The 17,606-nt window shown below is 67.2% G+C and carries 16 protein-coding genes; 7 read left to right on the top strand and 9 right to left on the bottom strand.

All coding sequences use genetic code 11. The features are described 5' to 3' along the window. Positions 1 to 17 precede the first annotated feature (17 nt). The 3 genes from metH (at position 18) to recQ (ending at position 5,240) form a co-directional block, all read left to right on the top strand. Positions 18 to 2,654, top strand: a complete 2,637-nt coding sequence (gene metH, locus GR702_RS00495; protein ID WP_160983999.1) for a methionine synthase — start codon at positions 18 to 20, stop codon at positions 2,652 to 2,654. A gap of 53 nt (positions 2,655 to 2,707) precedes the next feature. Next, positions 2,708 to 3,277, top strand: a complete 570-nt coding sequence (locus tag GR702_RS00500; protein ID WP_160984000.1) for an NUDIX hydrolase — start codon at positions 2,708 to 2,710, stop codon at positions 3,275 to 3,277. Between the two features lie 82 nt (positions 3,278 to 3,359). Continuing rightward, positions 3,360 to 5,240 carry a DNA helicase RecQ gene (gene recQ / locus GR702_RS00505; protein WP_337192481.1) on the top strand — a complete coding sequence of 627 codons (1,881 nt, stop codon included), beginning with the start codon at positions 3,360 to 3,362 and terminating at the stop codon, positions 5,238 to 5,240. Between the two features lie 14 nt (positions 5,241 to 5,254). Here recQ and GR702_RS00510 read toward each other — a convergent pair whose 3' ends face one another. Both GR702_RS00510 and GR702_RS00515 read right to left on the bottom strand, forming a co-directional pair. Further along, positions 5,255 to 5,542 carry a hypothetical protein gene (locus GR702_RS00510; protein WP_160984001.1) on the bottom strand — a complete coding sequence of 96 codons (288 nt, stop codon included), beginning with the start codon at positions 5,540 to 5,542 and terminating at the stop codon, positions 5,255 to 5,257. Between the two features lie 80 nt (positions 5,543 to 5,622). Continuing rightward, positions 5,623 to 7,077 carry a L,D-transpeptidase family protein gene (locus tag GR702_RS00515; protein WP_160984002.1) on the bottom strand — a complete coding sequence of 485 codons (1,455 nt, stop codon included), beginning with the start codon at positions 7,075 to 7,077 and terminating at the stop codon, positions 5,623 to 5,625. Between the two features lie 190 nt (positions 7,078 to 7,267). On the opposite strand from GR702_RS00515, the gene GR702_RS00520 reads away from it, so the two are divergent. Together GR702_RS00520 and acnA are read left to right on the top strand one after the other, a co-directional pair. Then, entirely contained in the window at positions 7,268 to 8,158 is an 891-nt protein-coding gene (locus GR702_RS00520) for a DMT family transporter (RefSeq protein WP_160984003.1), read from the top strand. Positions 8,159 to 8,298: 140 nt separating this feature from the next. Beyond that, positions 8,299 to 10,971 (top strand): aconitate hydratase AcnA, encoded by a 2,673-nt coding sequence (gene acnA / locus GR702_RS00525; protein ID WP_160984004.1) that lies wholly within the window; start codon positions 8,299 to 8,301, stop codon positions 10,969 to 10,971. A gap of 229 nt (positions 10,972 to 11,200) precedes the next feature. Here acnA and GR702_RS00530 read toward each other — a convergent pair whose 3' ends face one another. From GR702_RS00530 to ruvA, 4 genes are all read right to left on the bottom strand, one after another. Then, positions 11,201 to 12,088 carry a PEP-CTERM sorting domain-containing protein gene (locus GR702_RS00530; RefSeq protein WP_160984005.1) on the bottom strand — a complete coding sequence of 296 codons (888 nt, stop codon included), beginning with the start codon at positions 12,086 to 12,088 and terminating at the stop codon, positions 11,201 to 11,203. Between the two features lie 253 nt (positions 12,089 to 12,341). Continuing rightward, positions 12,342 to 13,370: a Holliday junction branch migration DNA helicase RuvB gene (ruvB, locus tag GR702_RS00535; protein WP_160984006.1), complete on the bottom strand. Its 1,029-nt coding sequence runs from the start codon at positions 13,368 to 13,370 to the stop codon at positions 12,342 to 12,344. Continuing rightward, entirely contained in the window at positions 13,367 to 13,510 is a 144-nt protein-coding gene (locus GR702_RS00540) for a hypothetical protein (RefSeq protein ID WP_160984007.1), read from the bottom strand. The genes ruvB and GR702_RS00540 overlap by 4 nt, the downstream gene beginning before the upstream one ends. A gap of 3 nt (positions 13,511 to 13,513) precedes the next feature. Continuing rightward, positions 13,514 to 14,119 carry a Holliday junction branch migration protein RuvA gene (ruvA, locus tag GR702_RS00545; protein ID WP_160984008.1) on the bottom strand — a complete coding sequence of 202 codons (606 nt, stop codon included), beginning with the start codon at positions 14,117 to 14,119 and terminating at the stop codon, positions 13,514 to 13,516. Positions 14,120 to 14,330: 211 nt separating this feature from the next. Between ruvA and GR702_RS00550 the strand changes: the two genes are divergently transcribed. After that, on the top strand, positions 14,331 to 14,468 hold the full coding sequence (locus GR702_RS00550; protein ID WP_160984009.1) for a hypothetical protein: 138 nt from the start codon (positions 14,331 to 14,333) through the stop codon (positions 14,466 to 14,468). Positions 14,469 to 14,942: 474 nt separating this feature from the next. On the opposite strand, the gene ruvC is transcribed toward GR702_RS00550, so the two are convergent. Both ruvC and GR702_RS00560 read right to left on the bottom strand, forming a co-directional pair. Beyond that, positions 14,943 to 15,419, bottom strand: a complete 477-nt coding sequence (ruvC, locus tag GR702_RS00555) for a crossover junction endodeoxyribonuclease RuvC (protein ID WP_160984010.1) — start codon at positions 15,417 to 15,419, stop codon at positions 14,943 to 14,945. Between the two features lie 9 nt (positions 15,420 to 15,428). Then, a complete protein-coding gene (locus GR702_RS00560; RefSeq protein ID WP_160984011.1) occupies positions 15,429 to 16,193 on the bottom strand; it encodes a YebC/PmpR family DNA-binding transcriptional regulator in 765 nt (254 codons plus the stop codon). Positions 16,194 to 16,505: 312 nt separating this feature from the next. Here GR702_RS00560 and GR702_RS00565 point away from each other — a divergent pair, with 312 nt between their 5' ends. Beyond that, on the top strand, positions 16,506 to 17,255 hold the full coding sequence (locus GR702_RS00565) for a CPBP family glutamic-type intramembrane protease (protein WP_160984012.1): 750 nt from the start codon (positions 16,506 to 16,508) through the stop codon (positions 17,253 to 17,255). A 40-nt stretch (positions 17,256 to 17,295) separates the two neighbouring features. Here the strand turns inward: GR702_RS00565 and GR702_RS00570 are convergent, their stop codons facing one another. Further along, positions 17,296 to 17,532, bottom strand: coding sequence for a DUF2312 domain-containing protein (locus tag GR702_RS00570; protein WP_007679276.1), 237 nt, complete (start codon positions 17,530 to 17,532; stop codon positions 17,296 to 17,298). Between the last annotated feature and the right edge of the window lie 74 nt (positions 17,533 to 17,606).

A 17,606-nucleotide genomic window follows, 5' to 3' on the forward strand; every position in this document is an offset into this window, starting at 1 on the left:
CAACGAGAACACAAAAGATGACCGCCACCCCTTCCGGCTCCAGATTCGTCAACATCGGCGAACGCACCAACGTCACCGGCTCCGCCAGGTTCAAGAAGCTCGTCATGGCCGGCGACTACCCCGCCGCAATCGAGGTCGCCCGCCAGCAGGTGGAGAACGGCGCGCAGGTCATCGACGTCAACATGGACGAGGGCCTGCTCGACGCCGTCGAGGCGATGACGACCTACCTGAAGCTGCTCGCCGCCGAGCCCGACATCGCGCGGGTTCCCGTGATGGTGGACAGCTCGAAGTGGGAAGTGATCGAGGCGGGCCTCAAGTGCGTCTCGGGCAAGCCGATCGTCAACTCCATCTCGATGAAGGAAGGCGTCGACCAGTTCCTCGATCATGCGCGAAAGTGCATGGACTATGGTGCCGCCGTCGTCGTCATGGCCTTCGACGAGAAGGGCCAGGCCGACACCAAGGAGCGCAAGATCGAGATCTGCACGCGCGCCTACGGCCTCCTCACCGGCATCGGCTTCCCGCCCGAGGACATCATTTTCGACCCCAACGTCTTCGCGGTGGCGACAGGCATCGAGGAACACGACCGCTACGGGCTCGACTTCATCGAGGCAGTGGCGGAAATCCGCGCGCGGTGCCCGCACGTGCACTTCTCGGGCGGCCTCTCCAACCTCTCGTTCAGCTTCCGCGGCAACGAGACGGTGCGCCGGGCGATGCACTCGGTCTTCCTCTACCATGCGATTCCCGCAGGGCTCGACATGGCGATCGTGAACGCCGGCCAGCTCGACGTCTACGACCAGATCGACCCGGCCCTTCGCGAGGCTTGCGAAGACGTCATCATGATGCGCCGACCGGGCATTGGCGAGGACGGCAAGACCGCGACCGAGCGGCTCATCGAGCTGGCGGAAAGCTACAAGGGCAAGGACACCGTCGCCGAGAAGGCCGCCGAGGAATGGCGGGGCTGGGACGTCGTCAAGCGCCTCGAGCATGCGCTGGTCAAAGGCATCGACGCATACGTGGTGGACGATACCGAGGAAGCCCGCGCCGAGATCGCGGCGCGCGGCGGCAGGCCCATCGAAGTGATCGAAGGCCCGCTGATGGGCGGCATGAACGTGGTCGGCGACCTGTTCGGATCGGGCAAGATGTTCCTGCCGCAGGTGGTGAAATCCGCGCGCGTCATGAAGAAAGCGGTCGCCCACCTGATCCCCTTCATCGAGGCGGAGAAGCAGCCCGGCGCCAAGGCCAAGGGCCGCATCATCATGGCGACGGTCAAGGGCGACGTCCACGACATCGGCAAGAACATCGTCGGCGTCGTGCTCCAGTGCAACGGCTACGAGGTGATCGACCTTGGCGTCATGGTGCCCTGGACGAAGATCCTGGAAGCCGCGAACGAGAACGAGGCCGACATCATCGGCCTGTCCGGCCTCATCACCCCCTCGCTCGACGAGATGGTGACGGTGGCCGAGGAAATGCAGCGCGCCGAGATGAACATCCCGCTGCTGATCGGCGGGGCGACGACATCGAAGGTCCACACCGCGCTGCGCATCGACCCGGCCTACAAGGGCCCGGTGGTCCACGTGCTCGACGCCAGCCGTGCCGTCGGCGTCGCTTCGCAGCTGCTGTCCGATACGCAGGCGGTGCCTTTCGTGTCCTCAGTCGCGGACGAATACGAGAAAGTGCGCATCGCGCGTGAGGGCAAGGGCCAGAGCGAGCTGCTCCCGATCGCGGAGGCGCGCGCCAACGGCTTCAAGGCGGACTTCGCGCAGAAGCCCGCGGCGCCCGCGGAGCCCGGCCTCCACGTGTTTGATGGCTGGGACCTTGCCGACCTTGCCGCAACGTTCGACTGGACGCCTTTCTTCCGCGCGTGGGAGCTTGCGGGCACTTACCCCGCGATCCTCGAGGACGAGATCGTGGGCGAAAGCGCGACGAGCCTGTTCGCCGATGCGCAGGCCATGCTGGCGAAGATCATCGACGAGAAGTGGCTGACCGCGCGCGGCGTCTGCGCCTTCTGGCCCGCCCGCCGGGATGGCGACGACGTGCTGCTCGACGCCGATGACCTTGGGGCAACGCGCCTTCCCATGCTGCGCCAGCAGGTGAAGAAGTCGCGCGGCCGGGAGAACTTCTGCCTGGCCGACTTCATCGACGACAAGGACGACTGGCTGGGCGGCTTCGCGGTCGCCATCCACGGCATCGAGCCGCATCTGGAGCGCTTCCAGTCCGCACACGACGACTATTCCGACATCCTTCTCAAGGCGCTGGCGGACCGTTTCGCCGAAGCCTTCGCCGAGCGCCTGCACAGCCATGTCCGCACGAAGCTGTGGGGCTATGCGCCCGACGAGCAATTCACCAACGAGGCGCTGATCCGCGAGGAATACCGCGGTATCCGCCCCGCTCCCGGCTACCCGGCGTGCCCCGACCATTCGCTCAAGCCGATCCTGTTCGACCTCCTCAGGGCCTCGGACAACGCCGGGATCGTGCTGACGGAAAGCCAGGCCATGCTGCCGACGGCGGCGGTCTCGGGCTTCTATTTCGCGCACCCGGAATCCTCGTACTTCGGCGTCGCCCGCATCGGGCGCGACCAGCTGGAAGACTACGCGGTGCGTCGCGGCGTGGACCTCGCCACGGCAGAGCGCTGGCTGCGGCCGAACCTGGACTGACGAACGCCATCTTCGCACTTGCAACATGACGGCACGAAGGTAACGCTGGCGGCATGACGACCGCCCGCATCCTCGAACGCACGCTGCTCCACGATGGCTGGTACAGGTTCTACCGGCTGCAGATGGAATTGCCCGACGGCACGAAGGTGGAGCGCCATCTCCTCGACAACGGCTCGGCCGTGGCGGTGCTCCCCTACGATCCGGTACGCCGCACGTGCATGCTGATCGACCAGCCGCGCGCCGCCGTGATCGCGGCCGGGGAGCCTCCGGTGCTGGAGGCGATCGCCGGCAACCTCGAAGGGGCGAGCCCGCAGGAGCGCATCGTCGAGGAAGCGATCGAGGAAGGCGGGCTGTGCATCCGCGACCTCGAACCGGTGGCCAACATCTGGCCGATGTTCGTTGTCTCGACCGAGCGGGTGCACCTCTACCTCGCGCAGTATTCGGCGCAGGACCGCGTGGGCCCGGGCGGCGGCGCGGAGGGAGAGGACGAGTGCATCACCGTCCACGAAATCGGCCTCGACACGCTGCGCGACATGGCCCTGTCGGGCGCACTGACCGACGCCAAGACGCTGGTCCTCGCACAGGCGCTGCTTCTGCGCCGTCCCGATCTCTGGGCCGACTGAGCGCACGGCCGGTCACGATAACGGAGGAAACCGCCGTCCGTGCGGTTTCCCTGCATCGCCCGCATCTGCCATAGTCGCCGCCGTGAACGACGACGACTGGCCTTTCGAGACGACCTTCTACGGCGAACCCGACGCCGACATGATGGACATACACGCCCCGCATGTGGACTGGACGCCCATGCCGCCTCCGTCCGAGGATGCGGTGGCGAAGGCGCTGCACGACGTCTTCGGCTTCTCGGGCTTCAGGGGCGTGCAGGACCAGGTGGTGGACCGCGTCCTGCACGGCCGCTCGACGCTGGCGGTCATGCCCACGGGCGCGGGCAAGTCGCTCACCTACCAGCTTCCCGCCGTCCTTCTGGAGGGCACCTGCGTCGTCGTCTCTCCCCTGATCGCGCTGATGCACGACCAGCTGCGCTCCGCCCGCGCCAACGGCATCCGCGCGGCCACGCTCACCAGCGCCGACGCCGATCGCGGGCAGACCATGGACGCCTTCCGCGCAGGCCACCTGGACCTGCTCTACATCGCGCCCGAACGCGCGAGCCAGCCCTACTTCCGCGACCTGCTGCAATCCGCGCGCGTCGGCCTGTTCGCCATCGACGAGGCGCACTGCGTCTCCGAATGGGGCCATGACTTCCGGCCCGACTACCGCCTGCTGCGCCCACTCCTCGATGCCTTCCCGCAAGTGCCGCGCCTGGCGCTGACGGCGACCGCAGACCATCACACCCGCGCCGACATCCTCGCCCAGCTCGGCATCCCGGAAGAAGGCCTGATCGTCGCCGGGTTCGACCGGCCGAACATCCGCTACACCATCCGCCCGCGCGAAAACGTGGGCCGCCAGATCAAGGCGGTGGTGGACGAGAACCCCGGCCCCGGCATCGTCTACGCCCCCACCCGCGCGCGCGTGGAGCAACTGGCGGAAACCCTGGCCTCCGCCACCGGGCGCCGCGTCCTGCCCTACCATGCCGGGCTCGATCCCGAAGTGCGCGCGCGCAACCAGGCGGCCTTCGTGGCGTCCGAGGACATGGTGATGGTGGCCACGGTCGCCTTCGGCATGGGGATCGACAAGCCGGACGTGCGCTTCGTCGCCCATGCGGGCATCCCCAAGTCGATCGAGGCCTACTACCAGGAAACCGGCCGCGCCGGGCGCGACGGCGATCCTTCGGTGGCGGTGATGTTCTGGGGGGCGGACGATTTCGCGCGGGCCCGCCAGCGCCTGTCCGAAATCGAGCCGGGGCGACAGCAGAGCGAGCGCCAGCGGCTCGATGCGCTGGCAGGGCTGGTGGAGACGGCAGGCTGCCGCCGCGCCGTGCTTCTGCGCCACTTCGGCGAACAGCCCGCCGAAACCTGCGGCAACTGCGACAACTGCCTCAATCCCGTGGGCGTGGTCGATGTCACGGACCTTGCCCGCAAGCTGCTTTCGGCCGTCTACCGCACCGGGCAGTCCTATGGCCTGGGGCATCTGGAAAAGGTGCTGGCGGGGCTATCGGACGAGCGCATCCAACAGCGCGGGCACGATCGTCTTTCCGTGTTCGGGATCCTGGACGAGCAGGAGAAGCCGCTGCTCAAAGGGCTGGCGCGCGCGCTTCAGGCCCGCGGCAGCCTGGTGCCGACCGAGCATGGCGGCCTGGCGCTGGGCGGCGATGCCCGCGCGATCCTGAAAGGGGAAGCCAGCGTCGTCATCGCCATCCCGCCCAAGCCCGAACGCAGGCGACGCCAGCGCGGCAGCGACAACGCCGCCAACCCGGTGGACGATCCGCTGTTCGAGGCCCTGCGCGAACTGCGCCGCGACCTGGCGCAGGACGCGGGCGTCCCGCCCTACGTGATCTTCCACGACTCCACCTTGCGCGAAATGGCGAGCGAACGCCCCTCGACACTGGTCGAGCTGGGCCGCATCGGCGGCGTCGGCACGCGCAAGCTGGAAGCCTACGGCGAGGAATTCCTCGACGTGCTCCACCGGTTCTGAAAACGGCGCGGGGCTTAATGCTCCGCCGCGTCCCCGAACGTCACAGGCACGGCCAACCTGAACGGCAGTTCGGGCGAAGCGATGCGCGATTCGCTGCCGTTCCCGTGGATCAGCACCACGCGTCCGACGCCCGGCGTGGCGACGACGGCAGTGACGGTATCGACCCATTCGTGAAGGAGCGCGCGGACCCGCTGCAGCGCCTTTTCATCCCGGGTGGTGGTGCCGGCGGCCTCCAGCTCCGCCTCGAGATCGACGATGCGCGCTGCGGCAGCTTCGATGCGGTCGGTCTCGGGGTCGGTCATCGTGCTCTCCTTGCCTTGCGATCACTTGGGCGAGGAGCCCATGCGCCGCAAGGGGGAGAGCGCTTTCGATCGCTGCCGCGTTAGAGCGGGTTGTCCAGCTGGATCACTTCCTCTTCGCTCTTGCGCTGGGTGGTCTTGAGCTCGCGCGCGGCCTTGAAGCTGGCGAGGACCGGCGCGTCGCGGCCGTAGAGGTCGTTGAAGGACTGCAGCGTTCCGTCGATGGAGCGGGCGAAGGTGAAGTAGGTGAGATAGACCGGGAAGGTCCGGGTCATCTCCACTTTCTTGTACTTGCCCGCGCGCGACAGTTCCGCCGCCTCGGAAGCGGGCATCTGCGCGCCCAGGATCGCCATCGTCATGCCCAGTTCCACCGCCCGCTCGGTGCGGATGCAGCCGTGGCTGAAGGCGCGCACCTCGGAATTGAAGTACTGCTTGGCGGGCGTGTCGTGCAGGTAGATCGCATGGGGGTTGGGCATGTCGATCTTCATGAGGCCCAGCGCGTTGGTGGGCCCGGGCTGCTGGACGACCGTGATCGTCCCGTTCTCGTTCTTGTAGCCCTTGTAGTGGTTGGCGGCGGCCCAGCGCGGGTTGTTGAGCACCTTGGCGCCCAGCCCCTCGCCCTTGACGATGGACTGCGGCACCGTCCAGGTCGGGTTGAACACGACCGCGCTCACCGTTTCGGCCAGCTGCGGCGTGGCGGTGCGGCCGGGCTTGCCGACCACCGTCTTGTAAGTGCGCAGGATCTTGTCCTTCACCACAAGGCGCAGCTGGAATTCGGGCACGTTGGTCATGAGGTAGACCGTGCCGAGATCGCGGGCGAGCCAGCGCCAGCGATCCATGTTGGCCTGGATCAGCGCGCGGCGCGCCTTGTTCGCCATGGGCGTCGCGTTGAGTTCGGTCTTGAGCGCGGCATAGTCCGGGTGCGTCGGCGCAAGCTTGGCGACCACGCCGGCCACGTCATGATCGGAAAGCGCCTGCGCCATGATTTCGGCGGTGGGCATCACGTCCTGGTCGGGATCGACCGCAAACCACTGCACGCGCGCAGTCATCGGCGTGCGGCCATCGCGCAGGTCCTCGATCAGCCAGCCGAACACGCGGCTCGCCAGCGCATCCAGCGCATCGCCCTCGCCGGCCGCGATCGCGGTCTTGAGCGCGGTGGGCTGATAGTCTCCCGGAAGCAGGCCTTCCTTGCCGATGTACTCGACGGTCTTGAGCAGCGCCTGCGCATCCGCCAGCGTCCAGGGCATGACGGGCTCGGCGACGACGACGTCCTGCACCACCGGCGTGGAAGTCGCTGAGGCGTCCACCGCCGCCGAAGCCGGCACCGCAGGCGCTGGCATGCGCGTGCCGAAAGGAGCGCGCGGAGTGGGCTGCGAGCGGGCGGGTGAGGAAGGCGATGCGACCGGCGGGGACGCGGCGGGGGGCAGCAGATCCTCGGGCTCGGCCTTGATCTTCTGGGCCTGCGCGCCCTGCGCGCCCAACGAGAGGATCGTCAGCGCTGAGACGACGCCCGGACCGAACCGCTTGAAACTCACCATAAGTCCTTGAAACCTGCCGAATGGATGCCCGGGCTTCACTGCCCTGGGAATGGAAGTGCGGGGGGCGGGCGAAAGTTGCCCGCGTGCGCCCCGATGTGCCCTTTTACGCGCCCATCTTCAAGGACGGCACCTGTCGCAGGCATGAATTGCTTGCGCACAACCTTGCGCCGGGCGAGAGGCTCGGGCCATCATGCCAGCGTCTCTAGACCGTCCCTCCTCCCCGCTGCTGCCGGTGCTTTCGGTAATCGCGGGCATCGCTGCCTTCAGCGTGATGGACGCGGCGATGAAGGCGGCGGCGCTCGGCGTCGGGGTGGCGAGCGCGCTACTGCTGCGCAACCTGTTCGCCACCGCCATCACCTTTCCGCTGTGGCTCGTGGCCGGACGCCCGGTGCCCACGCCTGCTGTCGCGAAGCTGCATTTCCAGCGTTCGGCCATCACCGCGATCATGGCCGCGCTGTTCTTCCACGGCCTTGTGCGCATTCCCATGGCCGAGGGCATGGCGATCTCGTTCTTCGCGCCGATCATCGCGCTCTATCTTGCGGCGCTCATGCTGGGCGAGACGATCCGGCCCCGGGCGGTGCTCGCCGCGCTGCTGGGGCTGGCGGGCATGCTGGTGATCGGCGCCGACCGCTTCGGAGCGGGAGAATACGGGCCCGATGCCATCGAAGGCACGGCGGCCATCGTCCTTTCGGCCGTGTTCTACGCGCTCAACCTCGTGCTCCAGCGGCGGCAGGCGATGCTGGCGGGCCCGGTGGAGATCGCCCTTTTCCAGAACCTCAACGTGGCGCTGATCTTCCTCGTCCTCTCACCGCTCTACTGGACGATGCCCGATGCGCAGACGCTGGGCTGGATCGCGGCGGGCGCGGTGCTGGCGACGGCGGCGCTGCTGTTCCTGTCGTGGGGCTATGCGCGCGCGGAGGCGCAGGTGCTGGTCCCGGTCGAGTACACCGGCTTCCTCTGGGCGGCCCTGATGGGCTGGCTGATCTTCGGCGAGCAGCCCGGCAAGGGAGTGGTCGCGGGGGCCGCGCTGATCGTGCTGGGTTGCTGGATCGGCACGCGCAAGACACAAATCGACATTTAAGTCCAGCCCCCGCCCCCTTGACGTTCGCCCCCCAAGCGCGCATCGGCGGCGCGACGAATCCGCCTGTCGCACTGCAACACGGTAAAGGAGCGCCGCGAGGCAGCCCGCGAGAGGCATCACAGAAGGGGATTAGACCCAATATGACTCAGGTCGGACAGGACTCGCTCGGCACCCGCAGCACCATGACCGTCGGCGGCAGGAACGTCGCCTACTACTCGCTCAAGAAAGCCTCGGAGAAGATCGGCGACGTCAGCCGCCTGCCCTTCTCGATGAAGGTCCTCCTCGAAAACCTCCTGCGCTTCGAGGACGGCGGTTTCACCGTCTCCACCAACGACATCAAGGCGATCGTCGATTGGCAGCAGAACCCCAAGACCGGCGCTGAAATCCAGTACCGCCCCGCGCGCGTGCTGCTGCAGGACTTCACCGGCGTGCCCTGCGTGGTCGACCTGGCCGCCATGCGCGATGCCATCGCCAAGCTCGGCGGCGACACCAGCAAGATCAACCCGCTGGTCCCCGTGAACCTCGTCATCGACCACTCGGTCATGGTGGACGAGTTCGGACACCCCAAGGCGTTCGAAGAGAACATGGAGATCGAGTACCAGCGCAACATGGAGCGCTACGACTTCCTCAAGTGGGGTTCCAAGTCGCTCGCCAACTTCTACGCCGTGCCCCCGGGCACCGGCATCTGCCACCAGGTCAACCTCGAGAACATCGCCAAGACCGTGTGGTCGAGCGAAGACCAGAACGGTGAACTGGTCGCCTATCCCGACACCTGCGTCGGCACCGACAGCCACACCACGATGGTCAACGGCCTGGGCGTTCTGGGCTGGGGCGTGGGCGGTATCGAGGCCGAGGCCGCGATGCTCGGCCAGCCGGTTTCCATGCTCATCCCCGAAGTCGTCGGCTTCAAGTTCGTGGGCGAGCTGAAGGAAGGCGTCACCGCCACCGACCTCGTGCTCACCTGCACCTCGATGCTGCGCAAGCATGGCGTCGTCGGCCGCTTCGTCGAGTACTACGGCCCAGGCCTCGCCTCGCTCAGCCTTGCCGACCGCGCGACGCTCGCCAACATGGCGCCCGAATACGGCGCTACCTGCGGCTTCTTCGGCATCGACGACAAGACGCTCGACTACCTGCGTCTCACCGGCCGCGAGGAAGAGCAGATCGCCCTCGTGGAGGCCTATGCCAGGGAACAGGGCTTCTGGATGGAGCCGGGCGCAGCCGACCCGGTGTTCTCGAGCACGCTCGAGCTCGACCTGTCGACCGTCGTCCCCTCGCTCGCCGGCCCCAAGCGCCCGCAGGACTGGGTCTCGCTCCCCGAAGTGGACGACGTGTTCAACGCCGACATGGCCGCGACCTACAAGAAGGCTCCCGCCCGCGTCGCCGTGGAAGGCAAGGACTTCGACATCGGTGACGGCGACGTCATGATCGCGGCGATCACCAGCTGCACCAACACCTCGAACCCGGGCGTGCTGGTCGCCGCCGGCCTCGTTGCCAAGAAGGCAGACGAGCTGGGCCTCAAGCCCAAGCCCTGGGTCAAGACCTCGCTCGCCCCCGGATCGCAGGTCGTCACCGACTACCTGAACAAGGCGGGCCTGCAGAGCCACCTCGACAACATCGGCTTCAACCTCGTAGGCTACGGCTGCACCACCTGCATCGGCAACTCGGGCCCTCTGGCAGAGCCGATCAGCAAGGCGATCAACGAGAACGGCCTCGTCGCCGCGGCGGTCATCTCGGGCAACCGCAACTTTGAGGGCCGCGTCTCGCCGGACGTGCGCGCCAACTTCCTGGCCTCGCCGCCGCTCGTCGTCGCCTACGCGCTGAAGGGCACTGTGGTGGAAGACTTCACCACCACCCCGATCGGCACCGGCAAGGACGGCGCGGACGTGTTCCTCAAGGACATCTGGCCGACCAACCTCGAAGTCAGCGAGACGATGAACGCCTGCGTCGACCGCGCGATGTTCCAGGCCCGCTATGCCGACGTCTACAAGGGCGACGCGCACTGGCAGGCGATCAACGTGGTGGGTTCGGACACCTACCAGTGGCGCGCGGGCTCGACCTACGTCGCCAACCCGCCGTACTTCGAGGGCATGGAAATGACCCCGGCTCCCGTCGCCGACATCGTCGAGGCCAAGCCGCTCCTCATCCTGGGCGATTCGATCACCACCGACCACATCTCGCCGGCCGGCTCGATCAAGGCCGACAGCCCGGCGGGCCAGTGGCTGATGGAGCACCAGGTCGCCAAGGCGGACTTCAACTCCTACGGCTCGCGCCGTGGCCACCACGACGTGATGATGCGCGGCACCTTCGCCAACATCCGCATCCGCAACGAAATGGTCCCCGGCATCGAGGGCGGCATGAGCCGCTACGGTGAAGAGGTCGGCGCGGTCTACGACGTCGCCCAGAAGCACAAGGCCGACGGCACCCCGATGGTGGTGGTCGCGGGCAAGGAATACGGCACCGGTTCCTCGCGCGACTGGGCGGCCAAGGGCACCAACCTGCTCGGCGTTCGCGCCGTCATCGTCGAGAGCTTCGAGCGCATCCACCGCTCGAACCTGGTCGGCATGGGCGTGCTGCCGCTGCAGTTCAAGGATGGCGAGAGCCGCCACAGCCTGGCGCTGAACGGCGACTGCAGCTTCACCATCAAGGGCGTCGCCAACCTCAAGCCGCAGCAGGACGTCGAGGTCGAGGTCACCCGTGCCGACGGCACGACCTTCACCTTCACGGCGCTGTGCCGCATCGATACCGCCAACGAAGTCGAGTACTTCATGAACGGCGGCATCCTGCAGTACGTGCTGCGCAAGCTGGCGGCCTGATCCGCCACCGGCTATTCTGCCGGTCGCTTTGAAAACCCCGTCCGGCGCGAGCCGGGCGGGGTTTTTCGTTGAAAGGCACGGGAACGCTTGCGGCCGCGGCGGCGCGAACTCCGGGCCCGAATTTTTCGCTATCGACGGACCCGACGAAAAAGGGCGACGCATGGCGCCGCCCTTCCCCCCGCAGGCGCCGCTCCCCCCGGGGCGGGCGCCTGCCTCTATGCGGTGCGCCTCAGGCCGTCCCGGCCCGGGCGAAGCGGCGGCGCGCGACGAGAGCGGCCGCGGCGGCGCCGAACAGGATCAGCATCGGCGGCGCGGGAACGTCGGTCGGCGGGTTGGTGGGCGGGTTCTCCTCGTCGCCGCCCGAGGTGGAAGTGGACGAGGAGGTCGAGGTCGAACTCGAGCTGGAAGTCGATGTCGAGGAGGAAGTGGACGTCGACGACGACGACGAGGTGCTCGTCGAGACGTTGCCCGACGTGGTCGAGGTCGACACGTTGCCCGAGGTCGTGGTGGTCGAGGAAAGGTTGCCCGACGTGCTCGTCACATTGCCCGAGGTCGTGCTGGTGCTCGTCACGTTCCCCGAAGTGGTGGACGTGGAGACGTTCCCCGAGGTGGTGGAGGTCGAGACGTTGCCGGATGTGGTCGTGGTGGAGGTGATTTCCCCGTTCGAAGTGGAGCCGCCTGTCGTGGTCGAGGTGATGACGACGTTGCCGCCGCCGCCTCCACCACCGCCGCCGCCGAAGAACCCTCCGAAGAAGCCCCCGCCGAAGCCGCCGATCGGTCCGCCGCCGATCACCACCGGCGCGCTCGCTCCGCCGCCCGAATAGGGCGCCGGGGGCGCGGGCGGGATGTAGGCGGGCGGCAGCGGCACCATGGCCATCTGCTGGTCGCAGCAGGTGCGCCGGACGATCTTGCGAACGCGCCGGGTGGTGCGCGGCTCTTCCTTGCGAACGACGCGCGCGGCGGGCCGCTTGGGCGGCTGCGCCTTCTTCGCGACCTTCACCTTGCGATACTCGGTCGTGCGCGACTGCGTTTCCGCGACATGGACCGCGCCCCCGCCGATGATCGCGCAGCCCGCCGCGCAGGCAGACAGTTTCGCAAGGGCCATCCGAACGGACATGATCTGGTGCTCTCTCTTGTTTCCGGCCGCCTTGCGGAGAGCGCCCTGAAGACACCCGCGACCTATCTTGCAGAAACAACGCAGAGACCGGCTGACGGGACAACGTCGTTAACCGGTAATTCAGCGTCCCAACCCGGGAAAGACGGTTGTTAAGTGCCCCTTGCAAGGATGCTGTGCCGAAACGGGACTGTCACCCCCGGCAGGTGTAAAGGCGCTCGACGTTTTTTCGGCCGCCCCGGCGGCCGGCCGGGCGTCACCCTTCCGAATCGAAAAGCGCGCCTTGCGGCCCCTGTGGGGGCGAGATGCCCAGGTGCTGCCAGCCCCGGTCATTGAGGCAGCGCCCGCGCGCCGTCCGTGCGACGAGGCCGAGCTGGATGAGGTAGGGCTCGATCACTTCCTCGATCGTGTCGCGCGGCTCGGACAGGCCGGCGGCCAGCGTCTCCACGCCCACGGGTCCGCCTTTGTAGATCTCCGCGATCATGCGGAGGTAGCGCCGGTCCTGCGCGTCGAGGCCGATGGAATCCACTTCCAGCCGGGTCAGCGCATCGTCCGCGATCTCCCGCGTGATCACATCGGAGCCCGCGACATGCGCGAAGTCGCGTACGCGGCGCATCAGGCGCCCCGCCACGCGCGGCGTGCCGCGCGCGCGCCGCGCGATCTCGGTCGCGCCGCCCCGGTCCATGCCGATGCCGAGCAGCCCGGCGCCGCGCGTGACGACCTTTTCCAGTTCCTCGACGGTGTAGAACTGCAGGCGCACGGGAATGCCGAAGCGGTCGCGCAGCGGCGTCTGCAGCAGGCCCTGCCGCGTCGTCGCGCCCACCAGCGTGAACGGCGGCAGGTCGATCCGCACGGAGCGTGCCGAGGGCCCCTCACCGATGATGAGGTCGAGCGCGCGGTCCTCCATCGCGGGGTAGAGCACTTCCTCGACCACGGGATTCAGGCGGTGGATCTCGTCGATGAACAGGACGTCGCCCTGCTCCAGATTGGTCAGCAGCGCGGCAAGGTCGCCCGCCTTGGCGATGACCGGCCCGGACGTGGCGCGGAAGCCCACGCCCAGCTCGCGCGCGACGATCTGCGCCAGCGTCGTCTTGCCAAGGCCGGGGGGGCCGAAGAACAGCACATGGTCCATCGCCTCGCGCCGCGAACGGGCCGATTCGATGAAGACGCGAAGGTTGTCCTTCGCTGCCGCCTGCCCGACGAACTCGTCGAGCATCTTGGGCCGCAGCGCCGCATCGGCGTCCTCGGTTTGGCGATTGGGAGAGAGGATGGGGTTATCGGTCATCGGAAACGGCACCCGCCCAGTTCGGCGTCCCACGCCCCGCCATGGTCGAGGCACCTGTCCTTTGCGGTCCAGTCACGGATTTCGACGCCGAGCAGCACGCCGCCCGCGAAAACGGTCATGATGGCGATCACGGTCTTCATGCCTTAGCCCGCCGCCTTTTTTAGCGCCACGCGCATGAGATCGCCGAGCGGCGCGTCCTCGCCGAGTTCCTCGACCGCTTGGCCCACCGCCGTGGCGGCCACCGCGGGCTTGAAGCCGAGGTTCTGGAGTGCCGAGACGGCGTCGGCGCTGGCGGAACCCGGCGGCACCGCCGCGACCGCGCCGGGCAGCCCGGGCGCTGTCGGCATGCCGCCCGCCTTGTCCTTCAGCTCGTTGACGATGCGGCTCGCCAGCTTGGGGCCGACGCCGTTGGCGCGCGCCACCATGGCGCTGTCGCCGCCCGCGCAGGCGCGCTGGAGTTCCTCGGTCGTCAGTGCAGAAAGGATTGCCAGCGCCACCTTGGAGCCCACGCCCTGCACCGCCGTCAGCAGCCGGAACCAGTTGCGCTCCGCCCCGCTGGCGAAGCCGATCAGGCGCTGGTCGGTTTCGGAGACCTGCATCTCGGTGTGCACCACCACCCGGTCGCCCCGGATGCCCAGATGATCGAGCGTGCGCGCCGAACAATGGACGAGATAGCCCACGCCGTTGACGTCGATGATGGCCCAATCCGGGCCGGTATCATCCAGCAGTCCTGTCAGCTTGGCGATCATGGTTTGTTCCTATGGCAGGAACGGATTCCGCGCGCCAGAGGAAAAGATGACCGCGATGGGTGGGGGCGGACAATAGCCAATGGTCGCAATCAGCTGCCGATTGGGATAGGGCAACTGTATGGTGGGAGCTCTGATACAGCTACTGGTTGGATTGGTCCTTGGTGCCGCTGTGTGGAAGCGCTTTAGACGTAGCCGTGAGGACGCATCATTCATGAGCTCGTATCGGGGGAAGCACCCGGTCCAGTTTTGGTACTTCACCATTTTGCTCGGCATCGTCGCTGTGACGTGCGTGGGTTACGGCTTGCTAGTGCTGCTTCAGGTCGTGCCGGTCGGCGCAGGCCTGCGCTAAAGTGCAATACGTCCGCTTAGGGGCGTGTTCGGGTGGTCGGCTTTTCTTAGCGCAGCGAGCGCATCGGACAGTCCGTTAGGCCGAGCGGCTCTTGGCTTCCTAATGGCAATTATGGGTGGAAAGCAGGCGTTCCGCTAACCTTGCTAGACTTTGCGCTTTGGCTTCGCGAACTGGTGTTCGTCAAATATCTGTACCGTTGCCCAAGCCGGTCCGTCATTCCAGATGGAAACCCAGTTGTCAGGGTGAACGTCGATTGAGTGCGGGTACCCGTCTTCAAGGATTACAACCGCTTCGCCTCCCACTGGAACCTCATGTTGATCGCACACCGGCTCAATGAAGATAGTCAGTGGCGTTGCGAGGTAGTTGCGGATTGGCAGTCGCAATCGTGGGCCCCATCTCTTTGGACGTGTTCAACGTTGGCTGACCAAGCGAATGACCGCAACGAGCCCTTTGCGGACTGTCCGTCCATGCAGCCTAGCGGTGGCTTCCCAGCATGTTGGCGTGGGTGATCGCCACGGCCAGTGCGTCGGCCGCGTCCTCTCCCGCCAGCTTCACGCCGGGCAGCAGGATCTTGAGCATCGCCTGCACCTGCGCCTTTTCGGCGCGGCCGGTGCCGACGATCGCCTTCTTGACCAGCTTGGTCGAATATTCCGCCACCTGCAGCCCGCCGCGCGCGACCGATAGCATCGCCACGCCCCTTGCCTGCCCCAGCTTGAGCGTGGACTGCGGGTTCACGTTGACGAAAACTTCCTCCACCGCGCCCGCATCTGGGCGATGGTGGAGGATGACGTCGGTCAGCGCCGCGTCGAGCTCCACCAGCCGCTCGGCCATGCCGGCCTTGGCATCGGTGCGGATCTGGCCGTTGGCCACGTGGCTGAGGCGGCTGCCGCTCTTGGCGACGACACCCCAGCCCGTGCAGGTGAGGCCGGGGTCGATGCCCAGGATGATCATGCCGGGCGCTTAGCCCAGCGTCTCCATGACCTCGTCCGAGATCTCGTAGTTGCCCCAGACGGTTTGCACGTCGTCGTCGTCTTCCAGCGTGTCGACCAGCTTCATCAGCGTGCCCACGGTGTCGGCATCGACGTCGACCTTGAGGGTCGGCTTCCACGCCAGCTTCACGCCTTCGGCCTCGCCCAGCGTCTTTTCCAGTTCGCGCGCCACTTCGTGGAGGGAATCGACCGAGACCCAGATCTGGTGCAGGCCGGGGTTCTCGTCGCCATCGCCCATGTCGCTCTCGACATCGTCGGCGCCCGCCTCGATCGCCGCCTCGAGGACCTTGTCCTCGTCGCCCACGCTGCCGGGGTATTCGATCAGGCCGAGGCGCTCGAAACCGTGGCTGACCGCGCCGCTCGCGCCCAGGTTGCCGCCGTTCTTGGCGAAGGCGGTGCGCACGTTGGTGGCGGTGCGGTTGCGGTTGTCGGTCAGCGCCTCCACGATGATGGCGATGCCGCTCGGGCCATAGCCCTCATAGCGCACTTCCTCGTAATTCTCGGCGTCGCCCTTGCTCGCCTTGTCGATCGCGCGCTGGATATTGTCCTTGGGCATCGACTGCGCCTTCGCCGCGTTGACGGCGGCGCGCAGGCGCGGGTTCATGTCGGGATCGGGCATGCCCATCTTGGCCGCCACGGTGATTTCGCGGGAGAGCTTGCTGAACTGCGCCGAGCGCTTCTTGTCCTGCGCACCCTTGCGGTGCATGATGTTCTTGAATTTGGAATGGCCTGCCATTGCTCGTGCCTTACCTGTCCGCTCGCTGCCTGCCCGCCGGCTCGCGTCCGGCTTGGGGACACGGCGGGCTCTCGATGAATGAAGTGGCGCGGGCCTTACAACAGGGGCAGGGCCAGGGGCAAGGGCAAGGGCCACCAGCGGGGACCGACAGTTCGCAGCACGACGAAAGCGAAATCCCATGACGTTGGCGAGCCGACTTGCCAGGGAACACACCTGCGCGGTCGCTGAACGACACGGCGGCCCGGAAGCGATATGTCGCAAGGACATGGCGGGCAAGGAAATGGCAAGGAACGCGCCGCTAGCACGGATGCCATGGTGACACCGCACGATGCCCCGCTCTCTCCGCCCCCTCTTGCCGCGCCTCTTGCCCCGCCGCCTTCCGCGCGCACGATCCTGAAGGAACTGGCGGCCTTTCTTTCCCGCCCGCGCGTGCTTGCGCCCTGGGGGCTGTTCCGCCGCGAGGCATGGGCACCATTGGGCGTGCTGCTGGCATTGCACGTGGGCGCGATGATGCTGGTGATCCTGCCGTTCATCGCCTTGTGGCAAAGCCACTTCGGCCTGCCCCTGCCGGACGCCTTCGGCAAGCTGCCGGGCGGATGGCTGCTGCCGATCACGGTGCTGGTCGCGCCGTTGGTGGAAGAGGCGATCTTCCGGGGCTGGCAGACCGGACGGCCCCGCGCTCTGTGGCTGCTCGCCTGCCTGCTTGTCCTGCTTGTGCTGGGAACGACGGCAAAGACGCTGGCGCCGACGGTGCTTGGCGCATCGCTGCTGGCGCTTGCGGCGGCGGCGCTCGCGGGATGGCTGCGGCTGCGGCGGCACGGGGTTCCCGCGGCATACCGGAAGGCCTATCCGGTGGTGTTCTGGCTGGTGGCCGTGCTCTTCGCCGCCATCCACCTGATGAACTATCCGGCGACCACCGCGCTTTCGCTGCCGATGGTCCTGCCCCAGCTATGGGCGGCCGCGATGCTCGGCTTCACCCGCCAGCGCCTCGGCCTGCCCGCAGCGATCCTCCAGCACGCGCTTGCCAATGCGGCCAGCATGGCCCTGGCGATGGCGGGATAGCACCGCGACCGGGCCCGGGAGCCGCCGCCGCCGGGAGCCGTCAGTCGATGCCGAGCGCCGACTTGTAGGTGTCGAGCAGCATGTCCATTTCGCGGCGGTCGTCGGGCTTCATCTTACGGATGCGCACGATCTGGCGCATGATCTTGACATCGTAGCCGACCGCCTTGGCTTCGTTGTAGACGTCGCGGATATCGTCCGAGATGCCCTTCTTTTCCTCTTCGAGGCGCTCGACGCGCTCGATTAGCAGGCGCAGGCGATCGTCGGTGGTTTCGGCCATTGGGTCAGGTGCTCCGGTGGAAAGGCGTGAATCGTTGGCCGGCGCTGATAGCGAGGCGCAGGGATTCGGGCAAA

Source organism: Novosphingobium silvae, assembly GCF_009856825.1.
GTDB lineage: Bacteria > Pseudomonadota > Alphaproteobacteria > Sphingomonadales > Sphingomonadaceae > Novosphingobium > Novosphingobium silvae.